Source organism: Stappia sp., assembly GCF_040110915.1.
GTDB lineage: Bacteria > Pseudomonadota > Alphaproteobacteria > Rhizobiales > Stappiaceae > Stappia.
Map to the genome: position 1 here is coordinate 853,463 of NZ_CP157793.1, position 19,511 is coordinate 872,973.

Consider the following 19,511-nt stretch of genomic DNA (forward strand, 5'->3'; position numbering starts at 1 on the left):
CGGTCGTCCGGCCGGTTCATCTTTCTGGGGGAGCCATGCCGCTCTTTGGACCCGAGGCGACGTTCATCGCCGTATTGGCGCCGTTTGCGGCCGCGATCCTCGCCCCGGCGCTGACGCGCGCGATGGGGCACAACGCCGCCTGGCCGCTGGCCATCGTTCCGGCCGCCGTCTTCGTCTTCTTCGCCGGCCTCGTGGCGCCCGTCGCCGAGGGGCAGACCTTCACCCCGGCGGTCGACTGGGCACCGGCCTATGGCGTCACCTTCTCGTTCTACATCGACGGCCTGTCGACGCTCTTCGCGCTGCTCATCTCCGGCATTGGCACCTTCATCATTCTCTATGCCGGCGGCTACCTCAAGGGTCACGTCCATCAGGGGCGGTTCTTCTCGTTCCTCTTCCTGTTCATGGGCGCCATGCTCGGGCTCGTGCTCGGCAACGACCTGATCACGCTCTTCGTCTTCTGGGAGCTGACCTCGATCACCTCCTTCCTGCTGATCGGCTTCGACCATCTGCGCGCCGCCTCGCGCCGCGCCGCGATCCAGGCGCTGGTGGTGACCGGCGGCGGCGGCCTGTCGCTGCTCGCCGGCTTCCTGCTGATCATGGCGGTGACGGGCGAGGCCAACATGTCGGCGGTGCTGGCCAGCGGCGACACGCTGCGCGAACACGGCCTCTACGCGCTGATCCTGGTGCTGATCCTTGGTGGCGCCTTCACCAAGTCGGCGCAGTTTCCCTTCCACTTCTGGCTGCCCAACGCCATGGAGGCGCCGACGCCGGTCTCCGCCTTCCTGCATTCCGCGACCATGGTGAAGGCGGGCGTCTATCTGCTGATGCGCATGCATCCCGTGCTCGGCGACACCATGCTGTGGACGACGATCCTGCCCCTGTTCGGCGGGGCGACGCTGATCGTCGGCACGCTGCTCGCCGTGCGCCAGACCGACCTGAAGCTGATGCTCGCCTATACGACCGTCGCCTCGCTCGGTCTGCTCGTCATGCTGACCGGCACCAGCTGGGAAAAGGCGATCGAGGGCGCGGCGCTCTATCTGCTCGCCCATTCGCTGTTCAAGGGCGCGCTCTTCATGGTGGCCGGCACCATCGACCACGAGACCGGCACGCGCGACATCACGCGGCTCGGCGGCTTGCGCTCGGCCATGCCGATCACCTTCCTGGCGGCCTGTTTCGCGGCACTCTCCATGTCCGGCCTGCCGCCCTTCGTCGGTTTCATCGCCAAGGAATATCTCTACGCCGGGATCTGGGGCGAGGGCGGCGCGCATTACGCGCTGACGGCCACGGCCGTGATCGGCAACGCGCTGATGCTGGTGATCGCCGCCGCCGTCGTGATCCGCCCGTTCCTCGGCGCCAGGGTCGAGACGCCGAACCACGCGCATGAAGGCCCGGTGCTGCTCTTCGCCGGCCCGGTGGCGCTGTCGGTGACGGGGCTCGTGACCGCGCTTCTCGCGCATTCCACCGGCGTGCTGCTGGTCGCGCCCGTCGTTACCTCCATCATGGGGACGACGAGCACGGTCGATGTGCATCTCATCCCCGGGTACATCGGCGCGGCGTTGATCCTTTCGGTGCTGACGGTGGCGCTCGGCATCGTCTTCTATCTCAAGCTCGACGCGCTGCGTGCCGGCATGGCCGGGGTGCTCTCGGCCATCGGCTGGGGGCCGGACAAGGGCTTCGACCAGGTGATCTCCGGCATCGTGCGCGGCGCCACGGCGGTGACCCGCGTGCTCCAGACGGGGCGGATGGACGTCTATATGACGCTCACCTTCCTGATCGCCGCGGCCGCGCTGATCGTTCCGCTGACGGTGACCGGCAACTGGCCGACGACGATTTCCATGCCCGACTTCCGCTTCTACGAGTGGGGCGTGCTGGGGATCGCGGCGATCGGCCTGGTCGCGGTGCTGATCGCCCGCACGCGGCTCACGGCCATCGTGTCGCTCGGCATCCAGGGATTTGCCGTCGCGCTGATCTTCATGCTGTTCGGCGCGCCGGATCTTTCCTTCACGCAGTTCATGGTCGAGACCCTGTCGGTGGTGATCCTGGCGCTGGTGATGACCCGGCTCAACCTGCAGCCGCGCGACCATCGTCCGATGGGCTACCGGGTGCTGCACGGCGGAATCTCGGCGGCGATCGGCATCGGCTTTGCCGCGTTGTTGATCCGCATCACGCAGTTTCCCTTCGACCGCTCGCTGTCCGACTTCTTCGAGGCCTACAGCCGCACCATCGCCCACGGGCGCAACATCGTGAACGTGATCCTGGTGGACTTCCGCGGGTTCGACACCTTCGGCGAGATCGCCGTGGTGATGCTGGCCGGCCTGTGCGTGCTCGCCCTCATCCGGGTGCGGCCGAAGGGGTCGGCGGCGCGGACGGAGCCGGATCCCGAAACGCCGGATGAGGCCGCGCCCAAGACGACGCCCGAGGAGGTGCGCGCATGAGAACGATCATCTTCCGCACCATCGCGCCCTATCTGGCCGCGCTGATGGTGCTGTTCTCCATCTTCGTGCTGCTGCGCGGCCACAACGAGCCCGGCGGCGGCTTCATCGGCGGGCTGATCGCGGCCTCGGCCTTCGCGATCTATGGCATCGCCTGCGGCGTGGCGGCGGTGCGCCGCGCGATCACCCTGCACCCGATGACGATCTCCGCCATCGGCCTGTTTCTCGGCGGGGTGGCCGGGCTGCCGTCGCTGTTCACCCAGCAGCCCTATATGACCAGCCAGTGGTGGTACGTCAGCGCCTTCGGCGTGGAGATCCCGCTGTCGACGCCGCTGTTCTTCGATATCGGCGTCTACATGGTGGTGGTCGGCTCGATCACCTCCATCGCCCTGGCGCTGGAAGAAAGGGAGAGCGACTGATGGAAGCCGCGCTCGCCATTCTGATCGGGCTGTTCTTCGCGATCTCGATCTATCTGCTGATGTCGCGGCAGATCGTCCGCGTCCTGCTCGGCATCGCGATCCTGTCCAACGCGGTCAATCTGCTGATCTTCGCCTCGGGCCGACTGCTGCGCGGCGTGCCGCCGGTGATCCCGGAGGCCTATCAGGTGCCGCAGGAGACCATCGCCAACCCGCTGCCCCAGGCGCTGATCCTCACGGCCATCGTGATTTCCTTCTCGCTCTTCGCCTTCCTCCTGGTGCTGGCCTTCCGCGCCTATCAGGAGCTGGGCACGGACGACACCAACGAGATGCGGGTTGCCGAGCCGACCGGCGAAACCGCGCCGCCACAGGGGTACTGATCGCATGGCCGCTCCCGATTCCGCCGTTGCCGTGGACTATGCGCAGGCCATGCGCATGGACCCGGTCCTGCCGGGTGACTGGCTCCTGGTCGCGCCGCTGCTGATCACGCTTCTGGGCGGCGCGCTCTGCCTGATGGCGCGCAAGAACACGCAGTCGCAGCCCAAAATCGCGATCATCTTCCTGGTTTTGCTGGTGCTGGCCTGTGGCGGGCTGCTCGCGCGGGTGCTCGACAAGGGCGTGATCACACTGGTCGCCGGCGGCTGGCTGCCGCCCTTCGGCATTGCCTTCACGGTGGATGCGCTGGGCGCGACGCTCGCTTTCACGTCCTCCATCGTCGCGCTTGCCGCCGCCGTCTACGGCATCAGCGACGTCGATCATTCCGGCCGGCGCTACGGCTTTTATCCCTTCCTGCTGCTGCTGCTGACCGGCGTCTGCGGCGCCTTCCTGACCGGGGACATCTTCAACCTCTACGTCTGGTTCGAGGTGCTGCTGATCTCGTCCTTCGGCCTGCTGATCCTCGGCAACGAACGCGCGCAGCTCGACGGCGCGGTCAAATACGCGATCCTCAACATCATCGCGACGACCCTGTTCCTGATCGCGACCGGCCTGCTCTACGGCATCGTCGGCACGCTCAACATGGCCGACATCGCGATCAAGGTGCGCGCCGTGGAGGCGGACGGGCCGCTGATGACGGTCGCGGTGCTCTACTTCATGGCCTTCGCGATGAAGGCGGCGGCCTTTCCGGTCAACTTCTGGCTGCCGGCCTCCTATCACACGCCGCGCATCGTGATCGCGGCGGTCTTCGCGGGCCTGCTGACCAAGGTCGGCGTCTATGCGCTGCTGCGCATCTTCGGCATCATTCTGCCCGATGCCCGCCTTGCGCTCGACGACCTGATCGCGGTGGTCGCCATCGCCACCATGCTGACCGGCGTGCTCGGCGCGCTGGCGCAGACGGACGTGCGCCGGCTGCTCGGCTATCTGGTGATCTCCGGCATCGGCTCGATGCTGGCGGGTCTGGCGATCGGCACCACGCCGGCGCTGTCCGGCGCGATCTTCTACGCCGTGCATTCGATCCTGGTGATGACGGCGCTCTACATGGCCGCCGGCATGATGCGCGCGCTCGGCGGCTCCTATTCGCTGCGCGAGCTCGGCGGGCTCTACCGCGCGAGCCCGGCGTTCGCCGGCGTCTTCCTGATGCTCGGCTTCGCGGTCGCCGGACTGCCGCCCTTTTCCGGCTTCTGGCCGAAGGTGATCCTCGTCGATGCCGCGCTGGTCGGCGGGCACGGCTGGATCGCGGCGGCGATCCTCCTGACGGGTCTGCTCACCACCATCGCGGTCGGGCGGGTGTGGATCTACGCCTTCTGGCGCGGCGGGCCGGAAGGCACGGCCGACGGCCAGATGACGGCGCTCGCCGCGCCGGCGCCGGGCACGGTCGGGGCGAACGTCTGGCTGCCGCTCGGGCTGCTGCTCGGGCTTGTGGTGCTGATCGGCCTGCAGCCCGAGTTCATGATGCAGATCTCGGGCCGGGGCGGCGCGGGGCTGAGCGATGCGACGGGCTATCTGCGGTCGGTCTTCGGAGACACGGTGCAATGACAAGTCTCTTTCTGATCAACATCCTGCTGGCGCTCGCCTGGGGCGCGGTGACCGGCAGTTTCGCGGCGGTCAATCTCGCCTTCGGCTTCGTGCTGGGGGCGGGGGCGCTCTACATCATCCGCGAACAGGTCGGCACCCGCAGCTACCTCACGCGCGCCTGGCAGATCGTGGACCTTGCCTTCACCTTCCTCTACGAGTTGGTGCTTTCGGCCTTGCGCGTCGCGGGGATCGTGCTCAGGCCGAAGATCGAGTTGCAGCCGGGCATCATCGCCTATCCGCTGACGGTCGACCGCGACTTCGAGATCACCATGCTGGCGAACCTGATCACGCTGACGCCGGGCACGCTCTCCGTCGACGTGTCGGAGGACCGCAAGCACCTCTATGTGCACTGCATCGACGTGCCCGATCCGCAAGGCACCATCGACGACATCAAGAACGGGTTCGAACGCAAGATCCTGGAGGCCTTCCGATGAGTGGCATGGCCGCCTTCTCGACGCAGTTCCTCGAGGCCTGCGTGAACATCTCGCTGGCGATCCTCACGGTCGCCTTCCTCCTGATCGTGGTGCGGATCGTGCGCGGTCCGACGCTGCCCGACCGGGTGGTGGCGCTCGACATGCTGGTGGCGGTGGGCATCGGTTTCATCGCGGCCATCGGCGTGAAGACCGACTATTACCTCTATGTCGACATCGCCATCGCGCTCGGCCTGGTGGGCTTCCTGGCGACGGTGGCCTTCGCCCGCTTCGTGCTCAACCGCGGCGTGGCCAAGGATCCGACCATCGTGGACGAAGTCAACGAGACCATCGCCAGAAGGGAGGCGGGCCAATGACGCCGCTGTTCGAAATCGCCGTCGGGATCGTGCTCGTGGTGGGCTCGATCTTCGCGCTGATCGCCTCGCTCGGTCTGCTGCGGCTGAAGGACGTCTACATGCGCATGCATGCCGGCTCCAAGGCGGGAACGCTCGGCTCCGGCCTCATGCTCATCGCCCTGGCGGTGCACGCGCATCAGATCGATGTGATCACCCGCGCCTTCGCCGGGGTCGTGTTCTTCCTGCTGACAGCGCCGATCGCCGCGCATCTTCTGGCGAAGGCCGCCTTCGAGGCGGGATATCGCCCCTGCGCTGACACCAAGATCGACGAAATGCCGAAACGCGACGGGTGAGCCACTGTGCGCCGCGTCCGGTTTGCGCCCGTTACCGGTCGGCTTACGCCCGCAGGTTATTAGGGGTCTGCTTTGTTACGCGGGGCGCTAAACTACGAAACGTTCCCGATTTCGTGCGGGATTATAATCGATAAGGTCGAATTCACTGAAGTTTTTGCTTGTCGTCTCATAGACGGCGATATATAGGGAATACATGCTGATCTGACGACAGAATCACAGTCAGAACCCATTTGGCGGCAATATCCGACAAGTACGTTTTGCGCATTTGGGCAGGCTCAATCGTCGATCTATTACCGATGTGTTCCGTCGTAACTAGTGGGTGGAAAATGACTGAAACGGTCGCCGACGACAACCTTATCGATCTGACCGCGGACATCGTCTCGGCGTATGTCTCCAACAACACCGTTGCCTCGACCGACCTCGCGGGACTTATCAACGAGGTGTACAGCGCTCTGCATCGCACCAGCACCGCGGCCGTCGAGCCGGAGCCGGAGCCGCTGAAGCCGGCCGTGCCGATCAAGAAGTCGGTGACGCCGGACTACATCATCTGTCTCGAGGACGGAAAGAAGTTCAAGTCGCTGAAGCGCCATCTGCGCACGCATTACGACATGTCTCCGGAAGAATACCGCGAGAAGTGGGGTCTTGCGCCGGATTACCCGATGGTGGCTCCGAACTATGCGGCGGCCCGCTCCGAGCTCGCCAAGAAGATGGGCCTCGGCCAGCAGCGCAAGCGCACCAAGTAATCAGACGCGATTTTCGCGCTCCGACAGCAAAGCCGCCGTGACCCTCACGGCGGCTTTGTCGTATCCGGAGCGCGGATTTTGCCCGTGTCGCGGACTTTGCCCAGCGTCCGGGGGGCTGATTCCGGGACCTGTGTGCCGGGCGGCTCGGGCAGGTCTTGCCACAGGGGCCGTCGCGGCGCGGCCGGGACCGGCGGCGTGGCAACGGCGGCGAGGTCACAGGCGGCGAGGTCACAGGCGGCAAGGTCACAGGCGGCGAGGTCAGGGGCGCCGGTCGCGGGCTGCCAGACAGCGTGCCATGGCGTTTAGCTGGGCGAGCGCCGCCAGACGGTTCGGATCGTGCAGCCAGGAGCCGTCGCGGGCATGGTGGCGCGCCACAGCGAGCGCCCCGCGCAGCCAGGCTGCGGCGTCCGCCGTGTCCGGCGCAGGGCTATCCGCCGTTGCGCCGCCCGACTGATCGCCGAAGGGCGCGCGGCGCGCCGCATGTCCGACATCGCCAAGACTTGCGGCAGTCCCCCCGAAAGCGCCTGCGGGCCACCGCAGCCTTGCGTGGAGGCGCTGGAAAAGCGCGTCGCAGGCATCGCGCCGTCCGGCTCCATGCGGGCAGGGGGCGGAAAAGGGACAGACCCCCGTCCCGCCGCCGTGCCGGCCTTTGACCCGACCTCTGTGCCAGCCTCTGTGCCAGCCTCTGTGCGGGACGTCCGGAGCCGGTCCCATGAGACTTGCCCGTGCGGTGTCGGCGGACTGGACCCTCTCGGGTGAAACAGGGGACATGGCGGCGGTTCCGGTAATCGGGGCGGGGGAAGGACCCGCAGGGCCCCCGGCCCTTGTTGCGGCGCCCGTGCGGTCGGCGCCTGTGCAGTCGACGCCTGTGCGGTCGGCATCAGTGTCGCGGCGCATCTCTCTCTGTGGCGCGGACCAGCGGCGCGGACCGCGCGGCGCAGCCAAGGATACCGCCGTGGACGCCCCTCGCGGATAACTGCAGCCGACTTGTGAAAAATCGAAAGGAGCGCCTGCACGACTTATCCCCGGGCGCATCTCATCCGCGTAATGATATAGGAATAAAAACCTATGATTGTTCGGGGAGCAGGAGTTCATGGAGCAGGATATGTTTGTGTCACAGGTCGAAAAGAGCGGACAGGGACCGGCGGGCGGGATGCCTGCCGGGCACGGCGCGGGGGGGCGTCGGCAGGATCAGGCCGCGGGCGGGATTGATCCGCGCGGGGTCAATCTTCTGGTGACCGCCTGCGTGATGTCGGTGTTCCGGGTGTCTCACGAGGAGATCTTCCGCCCCACCCGGGGCCCGGCGCGGATCGCGCTGGCGCGTCAGGTGGCGATGTATCTGCACCATGTGGTGTTGCGGCAAAGCCTGAGCTCGGTGGCGCATTGTTTCGCGCGCGACCGCACGACGGTCTCCCATGCCTGCCAGACGGTGGAAGACCGGCGGGACGACGCGGCCTTCGACGCGCTGATCCTCTCGCTGGAGCGCGCGATCGGCGCCGGACTTGCCCATCTGAGCGGCGAGGAGGGGGACGCGTGACGATGCCGGGGGACAGGGCGAAACCGCAGGCGGCGCGCGAGCGCGATCTCGACCGTCTGCTGGCGCGGCTGGCGCGTGCCCCGCGCTGGTCTCCGCAAGCCGGAAAGCCGCGCGCGGACGGGGCCATCCTCGCCCTTGCGCCGCAGGGGAGTGCCGACTCTTCCCTGCGCCCTGTCGAGGTCGCGCCCGCCGTGCTGCGGCGCGCGCATCGCGCCCAGCTTCTGGAGCGCAGCGGGGACGGCGCGCTGGCGCTTTCGGATCTCGGCCGGGCGCGACTTGCCCGCAAGGCCGGAGGCGAGGACGGGTATCGCCGGCAGCACCAGACCTGGGCCGAGGCCCGGCATGCGGAGTCGGGCGGGACGGACCGGACACTCACCGTCAACACGAGCGAAAGCCCGCTCGCCTGGCTGCGCACCCGCAAGGGTCGCGATGGCAAGCCGCTTCTCGATGCGGCGCAGTTCGAGGCCGGCGAGCGGCTGCGCGCCGATGTCACCTTCGGTCGCATCGGACCGGATCTGGCCCGGCCTTCCTGGCAGGGGTTGATGACCGGCGGGGCCGGGCGCGGCACGGGGCCGGGCGGCGGACTGGCCGATCTGACCGACGCGGGGATCGCGGCGCGTGTGCGGGTGGAACGGGCGCTGGCCGCCGTCGGTCCGGAGCTTGCCGGCATTCTGATCGACGTGTGTTGCGAGTTGCGCGGTCTGGAGCACTGCGAGAAGGCGCGCGGCTGGCCGCCGCGCACGGGCAAGGTGGTGCTTGCGCTCGCGCTGACCCGGCTCGCCCGGCATTACGGTCTGGACGGCCCGGCGCGGTAGGCGCAGGGGCGGCTCAGTTGGATTTCAGGCGGCGGCGAGCGCCGAGCGCGCGTCGGCGCGGATCTTCTCCACCATGGCCTTCAGCCCGTTGGCGCGCTGCGGCGTGAGGTGTTCCTTGAGGCCGATGCGCTGGAACACCGCGTCGATGTCGGTCTCGACGATCTCGCTGGCGGTCTTGCCGGAGTAGGTGGCGAGCACGATGGCCACCAGACCCTTGACGATGTGCGCGTCGCTGTCGCCCTGGTAGACGAGATGCGGCGCGCCGTCGGCATCGGGCTCGACGTGTTTGGTCAGCCACACCTGCGAGACGCAGCCGCGCACCTTGTTGTCCTCGGTGCGTGCGTCCTCGGGAAACTCCGGAAGCATCCGGCCCAGTTCGATCACGTAGCGATACCGGTCGTCCCACTCGTCGAGGAACTCGAAGTTGTCGAGGATTTCGGAAAGCGCTGGGATCATGACACCTGGTCTTGCTCGCGGACGGATAGGGGCGTGCCCGCCTATATAGGGGCTCGCGCGGCCGGAGGAAACCGTTCCCGCGGTCGGCGGGCGGCGGGAGAAGAGAAAAGCCGCCGGCGATCAGGGCAGCAGATCGCCGGCGGGTGGCGGGACGAACCGCCAAGGAAGGCGCTGAGGTCTTGGAGTGTGCAGGCGCCGGTAAAGGAAATCGCGGATGGCTCAGACGCTGGGTGCGCCCGAGCGCGGCTTGGGGTGCGGGACCGCCGCTGCGCCCGGCGCGGGCTCGGTGACAGGCCGGCTTGCCGAGGGCATGGTCTCGGGCAACTCCAGCGCCCATTCCGGCTCCAGGTCGGCGGGCGTCAGCGTCCCGGTCGCGCCGGTCGTCAGGCCGTCTCCTGAGGGCGCTTGAGTCGCGGCGCCGGGGGTCTGCCCGTCGTCATGCTCGTCGATGAACTCATAAAGCGCCTGAGCGCTGACCTTGGCCCGCGCGCCGATCTGGGCGATCGCCTGGCCGCCCGTCGCGCAGGTCTCGGGATTGCGCTCGCAAAAGCCGCTGAGGTCGCTCAGCGTGGATTGCGCCGCGACGAAGGCCGCGACCGGGGACACGCCCGGGGATGTCTGCTCGGTGTCCGAGCCGGTGTCGATCGGCAGAAGCAGAAGAACCAGGCCGATCCAGAATGCGCTTCTCAGCAGAAAGAACATGGTCGCCGCCCTCGTCAGTACGTTCGTTCAGGTCGTTCTTGTCGTCGGCCGCGGTCGCCCGGAACGGGTCGCCGCGATCCGTTATGAAAGGCATCCTAGACGAGGCGTGCGAAGATGCGGTTGCGCGGCAAACGGGCATTTTCATAAAGGTCGACTCGACTTTTCGGAAAAATCGTCTCGAATTTTAGCAATCGCGTTTACCGCCCGGAACAGGCCCGGTTAGGCGGTGTCTGGCCCGGTCCGCCCGTCCCCCGAGCCGACGCGCGCGGCGCGAAAAGCGGTGGTTTCATGGTTCCTTAAGCCGTTCCCGCCACCATTGCGGACAAGACCGGGAACCAGGCGGCCTGAGGGCCGGGACCAAATCATGATGTCAGTTTTCGCGGACCTGCTGCGGCACCTCAACGCAAGTGTCGATGCGCTGGTCCATTCCTCGGTGGCGCAGGACGCCGCCCAGTTCCGCCGTCAGCGCGCCTTCATCGTCGGCCATCTCGCCGGGGGCGCCCTGGCGCTCGCCGCGCTGCCGATGGTGCTTGCGCTGCACGGCCCGGCGCCGCTGCCGCTGGCGCTGGTGTTCGCCTGGGCGACATCGCAGATCCCGCTCGCCATGATGGTGTCGCGCTCGGGCGAACTGGCCCGCGCGCAGACGATCGCCGCCGTGCTGTCGGCGACCTTCTTCGCCGGGCTCGCCGCGCTCTCCGGCGGGCCGGCCTCGCCGGTGCTGCCGCTGCTGCTGCTGGCGCCGCTCGAGGCCGCCTTCACGTCGAGCCGGCGTGCGGTCGCCGGCGTGCTCGTCTGGTGCCTTGCCCTTGGCGCCGGGCTCTGGCTGCCGTCGCTTCTTGGCGTCGGTGCGCCCGCCCCGACCGCGCAGGTCGCCGGGTGGCTCTCCGTCGAAACCCTTGCGCTGGCACTCGGTCTCGCGCTGGCGACCCTGCTGGCCCTGCGACTGGTGACGGAGCTGCGGGCCGCGCAGCGTCAGACGGACACGGCCCGGGCGCGTCAGGCGCGTCTTGCAGCCCACGGCGGACAGGCCGTGGCCGAACACGGCGAGGGCGGGCGCATCGTGACGCTGACGCCGAACGCGCGCACCGTCACCGGTCTGTCGCCCGAGGCCCTGATCGGCGAGGGGTTCTTCGCCCGGCTGCATGTGGCCGACCGTCCGCTCTTTCTGAAGGCGCTCTCCGATACGGCCGCCGACGGGGTGGCGCGCGACATCGCCCTGCGCCTGCGCACGGGCGACACGCGCCCCGGAGAGGCCGGCATCGCCGGCTACCGCACGCTCGGCCTGTCGATCCTGCGCGAGGGCGGACAACATGACGGGAAGGCCGGTGCGGTCGTCTCGGTGCTGCGGGATCTGGAACCGGTCCGCGCGCTCGAGGCCGAACGCGATGCCGCGCTTGCCCGCGCGGCCGCCGCGGAAGAGGCCCGCTCGCGCTTCCTGGCGACCGTCAGCCATGAACTGCGCACCCCGCTCAACGCGATCCTCGGCTTCTCCGACCTGCTGCGCCAGACCGGCGCGCAGGCCCCGGACGCGACCCCGGAACTCGCGAAAACCCGCGAGTACGCCGAACTGATGCATGCCTCCGGGGCGCATCTTCTGCAGGTGGTCAACGACATGCTGGACATGGCCCGCATCGAGGCGGATCAGGTTCGTCTGGTGGCGGAGCCGTTCGATGCGCGGGCCTGCCTCGACGGTTGCCGGCGGATGATGGTGCCCGAGGCCGACCGCGCCGGCGTCCGCCTGTCGACCGACATCCCGCAGGATCTCGGCCTGTTCGTCGGCGACAGCCGCGCCTGCCGGCAGATCGTGCTGAATCTGGTGGCGAATGCCGTGAAATTCACGCCGGAGGGCGGGCGCATCGTGTTGTTCGCCCGTCGCGAGAACGGCGGGCTGGCCTTCGGTGTGCGCGACACGGGCATCGGCATGTCGGCCGAGGACGTGGCGCGCGTGACCGAACCCTTCGTGCAGGCAAGCACCGGTCTGGCGCGCTCGCACGAGGGGATCGGTCTGGGTCTTGCCGTGGTGAAGGGGCTCGCCGAACTGCACGGCGGGCGGCTGACGCTCGACAGCCGTCCGAACGAAGGCACCTGCGCGAGCGTGTTCCTGCCCGCGCGCGCCGCAAACGCACCGGCGAAGGTCGCCGTTCTGGACCAGACCGCCGGGGCCGCCGCCGCGCCCGTGTCGGCCGAGGACGGCACCACCCCGCTCCAGCGGATCGCGTGACGGAGATGTCCATGCGCCGCTCCCGGCACCAGCCGCGTTCATCCGACCCCCGTCCCGGCCTCGAGGAGGCGCTGGACCCGTCCGGGTCCGGTTCCTCCGCGCTCGACAACCCCGTCGCCGCCGGCGGCTGGCTGGTGATGGCGCTCACCGGCTTTCTGATCGTCGCCAATGCGACGCTGTTCCAGAGTGCGCGGCATCCCGCCCCGCTGGTCGCGACCCGCGAGGCACCCCAGCCGGTCGCCAGCGAGGCGCCGGTTGTGGAGCCGAGCCCGGCGGAGCTGGAGCGCCAGCGGCTGGTGCGCGACGTGCAGGTCGAACTGCGGCGCCTCGGGCTCTACGAAGGCACGCTCGACGGGCTGAAGGGCCCGGCGACCGAGCGCGGCGTGCGGGCCTATCAGCGCACGCGCGGCCTGCCCGAGACCGGGCTCGTCGACACCGCGCTGCTCGCCCGACTGGCGATGGACACCGGCGGGACGACGGCCGAACCCTCCGGGCCGCCGATCCCGCCGCGCGCGCCGGAGGCAACCGGCGCCGCGTCCGCGCCCGTGCCGCCCGCTCCGGTTGCCGGCACGCAGGGCGGGGCCACGGCGTCCGTCCAAAGAGATGCACGCCTCGCCCGCGTGCAAAAGGCGCTCGCCGACCTCGGCTACGGTCCCATCGACATCGACGGGCTGATGGGCAGCCAGACCGCCAGTGCGATCCGCCGCTTCGAGCTCGACCGGGGCATGGCGATCACCGGCGAGGCGGATGCCGAGCTGGAGCGCGAGATCGAACGGGTGCTCGGGCGCCCCTTGCCGCGATAGGCCAGGGGGACCGGGATGCGCGTCACATCGGATTTCTTCGTCTCGGCCCTGGTGCGCCGCTGTTTCGCGGAAGGCGCCTATGCAACGGTGCTGGCACGGGGGGCGCGCGAGGCCGGCGCGATCTTCCTGATCGTCGACCGCCGCGACGGGCGCAACGACCTCTACACGCCCGCGCCGCAATCGGTCTTCGACGAGGAAACCTCCGGCGCGCGCATGTTCGAGCGGCGCCTGAGCGAGGCCGCGCGCGAGGCCGTCGACGCGGTGATCGCCTCCGAACGGCGCATGGACCCGGATATCTGGATCGTCGAGATCGAGGACCGCGAGGGGCGCATCTTCTGGGACGTCGCGGACGACTGACGCCGCCGGCGCTGCCCCAACCCCATGCTTGTCACCGGCCGGTCACATAGGCTTTTCATAGTCCGCGCTCCTTTCCATATGCTCGCGGCGCCGGGCGATCCTCCGCTCGCCTGCCGCATCAGCCACCGGGAGATGACCGCCCGCCATGTCGGTTTCCATTCGCGCCCTCACCAAGCGGTTCGGCCCGCATACCGCGCTGGACAATGTGTCGGTGGAGATCGACCCGGGGAGCTTCTTCGTGGTGCTCGGGCCCTCGGGCTGCGGCAAGTCGACCCTGCTCCGGCTGATCGCCGGCCTCGAGACGCTGGACGCGGGCGAAATCGCCATCGGCGGCGAAACGGTCGCAAGCCCCCGCCATCACGTGCCGCCGGAAGCGCGCAATGTCGGCGTGGTGTTTCAGTCCTATGCGCTGTGGCCGCACATGAGCGTGCGCGACAATGTGGCGTTTCCGGTGGAAACGGCCGGCCTGCCCGCGGAAGAGCGCCGGCGGCGCGTGGACACGAGCCTCGAGACGGTCGGTCTCGCCGGGTTTGCAACCCGCAAGCCGGCCTCGCTTTCGGGCGGCCAGCGCCAGCGCGTCGCCCTGGCGCGCTGTCTCGCCCAGGCCGCGACGACGATCCTGATGGATGAGCCGCTCGCCAACCTCGATCCGCATCTGCGCCAGGCGATGGAAGAGGAACTGGCCGCCTTTCACCGGGCGAACGGCGCCACCACGCTCTACATCACCCACGATCAGCGCGAGGCCATGGCGCTTGCCGACCGCATCGCGCTGCTGTGGGAGGGCAGGCTGCTGCAGGCGGACAGTCCCGAAGCGCTCTATCGCCGTCCCGCGAGCGAACGCGTCGCCCGCTTCATCGGCCGCTCGGCGCTGGTCGACGCGCGGATCGAGTCAACGGACGGTGCATCGGGCAATGTGACCTGCGGGCCGTTTTCGCTGGTCGCCGACCTTGCGCCCGGCACGCCCGCCGGTCCGGGGCGTCTCGTCCTGCGGCCCGAGGATGTGCGGCTTTCGGGCGAGGCGGAGGCGGTGCGGGGCACGGTGGCGCGGGCGACCTATCGCGGCGGCTTCTGGGAGGTGGACCTCGACGTGGAGGGCGTGAGCGCCCCGCTGGTTGCGCATGCGCGCGGCCGTGTCGCGCCCGGCGAGCGGGTGCCCGTCGCGCTCACCGGCGGCTGGGTGCTGCCGCAGGACTGACGCGGGGGTGCCCGGCGGGCACGATGCGCAGCAGCCCTCGGCCATGACCGTCAGTCCCGCCAGGGAATGGTTCCGGGCGGCACGTGGCGGGCGAGCGCATTGACCGCGATCATCACCACCACCGTCGCCACCACCGTGACGCTCGACATGGCGGCGGCGAGCGTCGTGTAGCCGCCATCCTCGTAATTGAAGATCGTCGTGCCGATGGTTTCGTTTCCCGCCGACCACAGCAGCGCCGACACGGTGACCTCGTTGTAGGCGGTGAGAAACACCAGGATCGCGCCCGAGGCCGCCGCCGGCGCCACCAGCGGCGCATAGATGCGGGTGAGACGGCGGGCGAAGCCCGCGCCGCTGACGCGGGCGGCATCGTCGAGCGAGCCGTCGATCTGCACATAGGCCGCCGTCACCGACTTCAGCCCGATGGCGAGAAACACGCCGACATAGGCGATCAGGATGATGACGAGCGTGCCGTAGAGGCTGACGCCGAGACCCGGCAGCGGGCGCAGGAACATCAGGATGAAGGCGATCGACATGACGAGGCCCGGCACCGCGTAGGCGACATCGGCCTGGGCGGCGAGCGCACCGGCGATACGCTGCGCGGCCCCGCGCCGCACCACGAGGAAATAGCCGAGCAGGATCGACAGGCCGGCGATCAGCACGGCGGCGATGCCGGCGATCAGCGTGGAGTTGGCGAAGGCGCGCAGCGTGACGGACTGGCGGAACAGGATTTCCGCGAAATTCGCCAGCGTGAACGTGTCGGCGGCGAGCGGCAGGCCGTAGGTGCGCACCAGCGCGGTGGCGAGCAGCGAGGCGGCCGGAAGCACAAGCGCGAGCGCAATGAAGCCCCACAGGCCGGCCTCCGCGAGCGGGCGCATCCGGCCCAGATCGACGGCCAGCGGCTGCTGCGGCAGGCCGACAAGGGCATTGCGCATGCGCGATTGCACCAGAAACTGAAGCGCGATGAGCACCAGCGTCACCAGCGCGAGGATCACCGAGATCAGCGCGACGTTGCCGATCACGTCCGGACCGAAGCCGGCGAGCCGGCGCCAGATCAGCACGGGCAGCGTGGTGTAGCGCGCCGGAATGCCGATCAGCGCATTGATGCCGAAATTGCCGAGCGCGCTGACGAAGGCGAGCATGAAGCCGGCGACAAGCGCGGGCGCGAGCAGCGGCAGGGTGATGCGCAGGAGCAGGCGCGGGGCGCGTGCGCCGCACACCCGCGCGGCGTCGCTCAACTCGCGCGGAAAGGCCCGCAGCGCGGCGCGGACCACGAGAAACACGATGGGCATGTGCTGCAGCGACAGAAGCGCCACCAGCCCGGGCAGCGAATAGACCGGATGGGCGCTGCCCGGCGGCGGGGCGAGGCCGAGCCATTGCAGCACGGGGCTTGCCGGCCCGAGCGCCTGGCTCCAGGCGATCGCCGTCACATGCGGCGGGATCATCATCGGGATGAGGATCAGAAAGACCAGCGCGCCCTTGGCGCGGACGTTCGTCAATCCGATGCCGAGCGCAAGCACCGTGCCGACCACGGTGGCCACCAGCGCCGACAGGAAGCTGCTTTCCAGCGAATTCCAGAGCGCGCGCTGCACGGAGCGGCTGTCGGCCGTCTCCATGAGGGGCGCGAGCGTAAGCGTGCCTTCGGGCGCAAGCCCGACGGCGAACAGAAGCGCGAGCGGCAGCCCGCAAAACAGCGTGACGACGACGCAAACGGCGGCAAGGGACAGGCCCTCGCCGCCGCGAAACGCGCGAAGCGGTGCGAACACGGATTATCCGCCGAAGATCTCTTCGAAGGTCATCTTGTTGGCGGCGTCTTCCTCCAGCGCCTTGGCCGGGTCGAAGTCGAGCAGCTTGATGTCCGCGCGATCCGGGAAGCCGGCCGGCGGCGCGATGTCCGGGTGGGCGGGCAGATAGCCCTGATCCGCGGCAAGCTGCTGCCCCTCGGCCGACAGAAGGAAGTCGATGAAGGCCTTGGCCGCGTCCGGGTTCCGCGCGGTGGAGAGGATCGCGGCCGGCTCGGTCACCGCCGACACGCCTTCCTCGGGGAAGACGAAGGCGACCGGCGCCCCGTCCGCCGCGCCGCGGATCGGCAGGAAGTCGACGACGAAGCCGTAGAGCTTCTCGCCGCCGGCGACGGCGCGATAGGTGCCGCCGTTGCCGCCCTGCGGATTGGCCCCCTGGTCGGCGAGGCCTTCGTAGTAGTCCCAGCCGAGATCGGGATGGCCGGTGATCGCGGCCATGTGGATGGTCGCCGCTCCCGAGGTGAGCGGCGAGGGCATGGCGATGCGGTCCTTCGCCTCCGGCTTCAGAAGGTCCTTGTAGGAGGTCGGGATCATCTCGGCGCTGGTGTTGTAGACGATGCCGGTGGTGATCAGCTTGGTCGAGAAATAGGTCTTGTCGGCGTCCATGATCGCCGGATCGTAGGCCGAGACGTCGGCGGCCTCATGGGCCATCAGTCGGCCTTCCTGCTTCAGGCCTTCCATGGTGACCATGTCGGCGATGAGCAGCACGTCGGGCTGGGGATTGCCGGCGGCGAATTCGGCGCGCAGCTTCGCCATGATCTTGGTGGTGCCGTCGCGCACCCACTCGACCTCGACGTCCGGGTGTTTCGCGACGAAGGCATCCACCGTCTGCTGGGCGTCGGCGTTCGGCTGCGAGGTGTAGAGGACGAGCTTGCCGGAAACGTCGGCAAGCGCCGGCGTCGCGAGGGTGGCGGCCAGCAGCGTGGCCAGAAGTCTGGTCTTCATCATCGTCTCCCCATGGGTCGCGGCCCGCGGCGCGGGCGATGACGCGCCTTACCAACGCCATGTAACAGTTTGTTGTGCGGCTTCGACGATTTCTACGGGGAAAGACGTATCGCGGCAAATCAGCCGGCGGTGCGGCGACCCGAAGGCAGCGAACGGCGGGCCGGCGCGGGCGCGGTCTCCGCCTCGCCCCGGCGGCGCTCCGCGTGAGCGATCCCGTCTTGCAAAGGTCGGTGGGTCGCGGTCCGGGAGGGGGCGGTCGTTTCGGCGTTCGTCTCGTCGCCGGTCTCGGCGCGCGGGGCGAGATCGGCGAGATCCGCCCGCAGGCCGTTCACCAGCAGCATGGCGGCGCGCGGGGTGATCGCGGCATGCAGGCGCAGGAGATCGCGCATGCGCTCCAGCGGCAGCGTCTCGCCGAACAGGCGCACCAGGATGCGGCCCGTGTCGGCGTCGCTCGTACCCAGCGCGCGCAGGCAGGCGACGATGGCCTCGCCGCCCGCGTCGTCGAGAATGCCGGCGGCCACATCGGCCGGCAGATCGAGCGTATAGGCGAGGTGGGCCGCGAAGGCGGCCCGCCCCCCCGACAGCGCGGCCTCGACCAGGGACTTCAGCACGTCGGGCTTGAAATGCGCGGCAAGGATGCGCGGATCGCCCTTGCGGGCCAGTTCCGACAGGGTGCGCGCCTCGGCCGCCGCGATCGCTTCCATGCGCCCAGCGGCGTCGAGCGCCAGAAACAAACGAAAGAGCAGCGGCGCGGACAGCGCCTTGCGCCGCGCGAGATCCGGGGCCACCGCCTCGAGCACCTCCGCGCGCGTGATGAGCGCGGCGAGGGCGTCGTCGTCGGGGGCGATATCGTCGCGGGCGAGCAGCGCGCGCAGGGTGTCGGGGGCCGCTTGCGCGAAGAGGGCCGTCACAACCCGCGCCGGCAGCGGCCGGCGGTCGGCGATCACGGCGCGCACGGTCTCGGGCCCACGCGTCACGCGGTTGACGAGCGAGGCCTCGGCGATGGGTTGCGGCGTGGCCAGCGCGGCGGCCGACACTTCCGGGTCCGGGTCGAAGGCGAGCAGCGCCAGGCAGCCGTTCGGCGCATGCGGATAGGGCGCGAGCAGGCGTGCGATGATCCGGCGATGGGGCACGGGCGTGTCGCGCAGCAACTGGCGGAACAGCTCCTCGAACTGCTGGCGTTCGCGCGGCGTATGCGCGGAGGCCGCCACATAGAGCTCCGTCGCGGCGAGCAGCACATGGGCCTTGCGGGTGCGCCCGCCCTCATAGGGCAGATCCACGACCCCCTCCATCGGCAAAACGCCGGAGGGTCTGGACGCCGACGCCCCGCCGTCGGCCGGCGTGCGAGGGTCCTTGCGCGGATCGGTGGGGCTCTTCACGGGTGTCGACACGGTCGGAAACGGAGACGCTGAACAGGGACGGCCGCGCCGTCGGACCACGGGCGTCGCGCGGCCTGAAGACCGCCCGACCGGTTCAAAGTCTCAGAAAAGAATTAGCGAGCTGTTAAACATGTTGGCCGCGCACGGCCGCCTGCGCCGCAGGGATCTCCGCACCCCCTCAGGCTCGCTTGCAAATTGCATTGCCGCAAGGCGCTCTTAACAGCTTGTTAACCCTGACTCGCGCCTACTGACCTTGCGGCAGGGCGATGAGCGGCCGGCCGCCGGCCCCGGACACGGCACGCGATCCTGCGCCGGGGCGCATGGAGGATGCCATGGGCACTGTGCTGACTTTCGATGCCACAGCACGCCCGGCGCGCTCTGTCGAGCGTCGGGCACCGCGCAGCGGAGCGGACTGCGGCGAGATTATTCTCTTTCCCGGCGTGCGCATGGAGCGGCATGCGCTTGATCTCGCCGCACGAATCGGGCGCAACAGTTCGGGCGATCCGCAACGCGGCGCGGATCGGGACACCGGACGCACGCTCTGACACGGATGCGTGCCGACATGGACGCACGCTGAAG

General features: G+C 69.1%; 20 protein-coding genes. 15 read left to right on the forward strand and 5 right to left on the reverse strand.

What is annotated here, in order from left to right; all coding sequences use genetic code 11:
• The first annotated feature begins 35 nt into the window (after positions 1–35).
• The 10 genes from ABL312_RS03780 (at position 36) to ABL312_RS03825 (ending at position 9,075) form a co-directional block, all read left to right on the forward strand.
• Positions 36–2,435 carry a putative monovalent cation/H+ antiporter subunit A gene (locus ABL312_RS03780; protein WP_349360042.1) on the forward strand — a complete coding sequence of 800 codons (2,400 nt, stop codon included), beginning with the start codon at positions 36–38 and terminating at the stop codon, positions 2,433–2,435.
• Entirely contained in the window at positions 2,432–2,851 is a 420-nt protein-coding gene (locus ABL312_RS03785; RefSeq protein ID WP_349360043.1) for a Na+/H+ antiporter subunit B, read from the forward strand. Before ABL312_RS03780 ends, ABL312_RS03785 begins: the two co-directional genes overlap by 4 nt.
• On the forward strand, positions 2,851–3,228 hold the full coding sequence (locus tag ABL312_RS03790) for a Na+/H+ antiporter subunit C (RefSeq protein ID WP_349360044.1): 378 nt from the start codon (positions 2,851–2,853) through the stop codon (positions 3,226–3,228). The genes ABL312_RS03785 and ABL312_RS03790 overlap by 1 nt, the downstream gene beginning before the upstream one ends.
• Before the next feature lie 4 nt (positions 3,229–3,232).
• Positions 3,233–4,822, forward strand: coding sequence for a Na+/H+ antiporter subunit D (locus ABL312_RS03795; RefSeq protein WP_349360045.1), 1,590 nt, complete (start codon positions 3,233–3,235; stop codon positions 4,820–4,822).
• On the forward strand, positions 4,819–5,295 hold the full coding sequence (locus ABL312_RS03800; protein ID WP_349360046.1) for a Na+/H+ antiporter subunit E: 477 nt from the start codon (positions 4,819–4,821) through the stop codon (positions 5,293–5,295). The genes ABL312_RS03795 and ABL312_RS03800 overlap by 4 nt, the downstream gene beginning before the upstream one ends.
• Entirely contained in the window at positions 5,292–5,648 is a 357-nt protein-coding gene (locus ABL312_RS03805; RefSeq protein ID WP_349360047.1) for a cation:proton antiporter, read from the forward strand. Before ABL312_RS03800 ends, ABL312_RS03805 begins: the two co-directional genes overlap by 4 nt.
• Positions 5,645–5,980, forward strand: coding sequence for a monovalent cation/H(+) antiporter subunit G (mnhG, locus tag ABL312_RS03810; protein WP_349360048.1), 336 nt, complete (start codon positions 5,645–5,647; stop codon positions 5,978–5,980). Before ABL312_RS03805 ends, mnhG begins: the two co-directional genes overlap by 4 nt.
• Before the next feature lie 326 nt (positions 5,981–6,306).
• A complete protein-coding gene (locus ABL312_RS03815; protein ID WP_349360049.1) occupies positions 6,307–6,723 on the forward strand; it encodes a MucR family transcriptional regulator in 417 nt (138 codons plus the stop codon).
• A gap of 1,105 nt (positions 6,724–7,828) precedes the next feature.
• Positions 7,829–8,260, forward strand: coding sequence for a helix-turn-helix domain-containing protein (locus ABL312_RS03820; RefSeq protein WP_349360050.1), 432 nt, complete (start codon positions 7,829–7,831; stop codon positions 8,258–8,260).
• A 2-nt stretch (positions 8,261–8,262) separates the two neighbouring features.
• Entirely contained in the window at positions 8,263–9,075 is an 813-nt protein-coding gene (locus tag ABL312_RS03825; protein WP_349361337.1) for a DUF6456 domain-containing protein, read from the forward strand.
• A 24-nt stretch (positions 9,076–9,099) separates the two neighbouring features.
• On the opposite strand, the gene ABL312_RS03830 is transcribed toward ABL312_RS03825, so the two are convergent.
• Together ABL312_RS03830 and ABL312_RS03835 are read right to left on the reverse strand one after the other, a co-directional pair.
• Positions 9,100–9,531, reverse strand: coding sequence for a SufE family protein (locus ABL312_RS03830; protein WP_349360051.1), 432 nt, complete (start codon positions 9,529–9,531; stop codon positions 9,100–9,102).
• 219 nt (positions 9,532–9,750) lie between these two features.
• The gene (locus ABL312_RS03835; RefSeq protein ID WP_349360052.1) at positions 9,751–10,233 is read right to left on the reverse strand and encodes a DUF5330 domain-containing protein; all 483 of its coding nucleotides are present in this window, start codon (positions 10,231–10,233) and stop codon (positions 9,751–9,753) included.
• A 364-nt stretch (positions 10,234–10,597) separates the two neighbouring features.
• Here ABL312_RS03835 and ABL312_RS03840 point away from each other — a divergent pair, with 364 nt between their 5' ends.
• From ABL312_RS03840 to ABL312_RS03855, 4 genes are all read left to right on the forward strand, one after another.
• A complete protein-coding gene (locus tag ABL312_RS03840; RefSeq protein WP_349360053.1) occupies positions 10,598–12,454 on the forward strand; it encodes a PAS domain-containing sensor histidine kinase in 1,857 nt (618 codons plus the stop codon).
• An 11-nt stretch (positions 12,455–12,465) separates the two neighbouring features.
• Positions 12,466–13,257, forward strand: coding sequence for a peptidoglycan-binding domain-containing protein (locus ABL312_RS03845; RefSeq protein WP_349360054.1), 792 nt, complete (start codon positions 12,466–12,468; stop codon positions 13,255–13,257).
• Positions 13,258–13,272: 15 nt separating this feature from the next.
• Positions 13,273–13,614, forward strand: coding sequence for a DUF1491 family protein (locus ABL312_RS03850; RefSeq protein WP_349360055.1), 342 nt, complete (start codon positions 13,273–13,275; stop codon positions 13,612–13,614).
• A gap of 145 nt (positions 13,615–13,759) precedes the next feature.
• A complete protein-coding gene (locus tag ABL312_RS03855; protein ID WP_349360056.1) occupies positions 13,760–14,809 on the forward strand; it encodes an ABC transporter ATP-binding protein in 1,050 nt (349 codons plus the stop codon).
• A gap of 50 nt (positions 14,810–14,859) precedes the next feature.
• On the opposite strand, the gene ABL312_RS03860 is transcribed toward ABL312_RS03855, so the two are convergent.
• The 3 genes from ABL312_RS03860 to ABL312_RS03870 all read right to left on the reverse strand — a co-directional run bounded on the left by ABL312_RS03860 (position 14,860) and on the right by ABL312_RS03870 (position 18,833).
• Positions 14,860–16,572 (reverse strand): iron ABC transporter permease, encoded by a 1,713-nt coding sequence (locus tag ABL312_RS03860; protein WP_349360057.1) that lies wholly within the window; start codon positions 16,570–16,572, stop codon positions 14,860–14,862.
• Positions 16,573–16,575: 3 nt separating this feature from the next.
• The gene (locus tag ABL312_RS03865; protein ID WP_349361338.1) at positions 16,576–17,553 is read right to left on the reverse strand and encodes an ABC transporter substrate-binding protein; all 978 of its coding nucleotides are present in this window, start codon (positions 17,551–17,553) and stop codon (positions 16,576–16,578) included.
• Positions 17,554–17,672: 119 nt separating this feature from the next.
• The gene (locus ABL312_RS03870) at positions 17,673–18,833 is read right to left on the reverse strand and encodes a DUF2336 domain-containing protein (protein WP_349360058.1); all 1,161 of its coding nucleotides are present in this window, start codon (positions 18,831–18,833) and stop codon (positions 17,673–17,675) included.
• A gap of 431 nt (positions 18,834–19,264) precedes the next feature.
• Here ABL312_RS03870 and ABL312_RS03875 point away from each other — a divergent pair, with 431 nt between their 5' ends.
• Positions 19,265–19,477, forward strand: a complete 213-nt coding sequence (locus tag ABL312_RS03875; protein ID WP_349360059.1) for a hypothetical protein — start codon at positions 19,265–19,267, stop codon at positions 19,475–19,477.
• Positions 19,478–19,511 lie beyond the last annotated feature (34 nt).

Bases quoted from the DNA above. Each gene is read 5' to 3' on its own strand.
- ABL312_RS03780 (WP_349360042.1), top strand. From the start codon at position 36: ATGCCGCTCTTTGGACCCGAGGCGACGTTCATCGCCGTATTGGCGCCG.
- ABL312_RS03785 (WP_349360043.1), top strand. From the start codon at position 2,432: ATGAGAACGATCATCTTCCGCACCATCGCGCCCTATCTGGCCGCGCTG.
- ABL312_RS03790 (WP_349360044.1), top strand. From the start codon at position 2,851: ATGGAAGCCGCGCTCGCCATTCTGATCGGGCTGTTCTTCGCGATCTCG.
- ABL312_RS03795 (WP_349360045.1), top strand. From the start codon at position 3,233: ATGGCCGCTCCCGATTCCGCCGTTGCCGTGGACTATGCGCAGGCCATG.
- ABL312_RS03800 (WP_349360046.1), top strand. From the start codon at position 4,819: ATGACAAGTCTCTTTCTGATCAACATCCTGCTGGCGCTCGCCTGGGGC.
- ABL312_RS03805 (WP_349360047.1), top strand. From the start codon at position 5,292: ATGAGTGGCATGGCCGCCTTCTCGACGCAGTTCCTCGAGGCCTGCGTG.
- mnhG (WP_349360048.1), top strand. From the start codon at position 5,645: ATGACGCCGCTGTTCGAAATCGCCGTCGGGATCGTGCTCGTGGTGGGC.
- ABL312_RS03815 (WP_349360049.1), top strand. From the start codon at position 6,307: ATGACTGAAACGGTCGCCGACGACAACCTTATCGATCTGACCGCGGAC.
- ABL312_RS03820 (WP_349360050.1), top strand. From the start codon at position 7,829: ATGTTTGTGTCACAGGTCGAAAAGAGCGGACAGGGACCGGCGGGCGGG.
- ABL312_RS03825 (WP_349361337.1), top strand. From the start codon at position 8,263: ATGCCGGGGGACAGGGCGAAACCGCAGGCGGCGCGCGAGCGCGATCTC.
- ABL312_RS03830 (WP_349360051.1), bottom strand. From the start codon at position 9,531: ATGATCCCAGCGCTTTCCGAAATCCTCGACAACTTCGAGTTCCTCGAC.
- ABL312_RS03835 (WP_349360052.1), bottom strand. From the start codon at position 10,233: ATGTTCTTTCTGCTGAGAAGCGCATTCTGGATCGGCCTGGTTCTTCTG.
- ABL312_RS03840 (WP_349360053.1), top strand. From the start codon at position 10,598: ATGATGTCAGTTTTCGCGGACCTGCTGCGGCACCTCAACGCAAGTGTC.
- ABL312_RS03845 (WP_349360054.1), top strand. From the start codon at position 12,466: ATGCGCCGCTCCCGGCACCAGCCGCGTTCATCCGACCCCCGTCCCGGC.
- ABL312_RS03850 (WP_349360055.1), top strand. From the start codon at position 13,273: ATGCGCGTCACATCGGATTTCTTCGTCTCGGCCCTGGTGCGCCGCTGT.
- ABL312_RS03855 (WP_349360056.1), top strand. From the start codon at position 13,760: ATGTCGGTTTCCATTCGCGCCCTCACCAAGCGGTTCGGCCCGCATACC.
- ABL312_RS03865 (WP_349361338.1), bottom strand. From the start codon at position 17,553: ATGAAGACCAGACTTCTGGCCACGCTGCTGGCCGCCACCCTCGCGACG.
- ABL312_RS03875 (WP_349360059.1), top strand. From the start codon at position 19,265: ATGGGCACTGTGCTGACTTTCGATGCCACAGCACGCCCGGCGCGCTCT.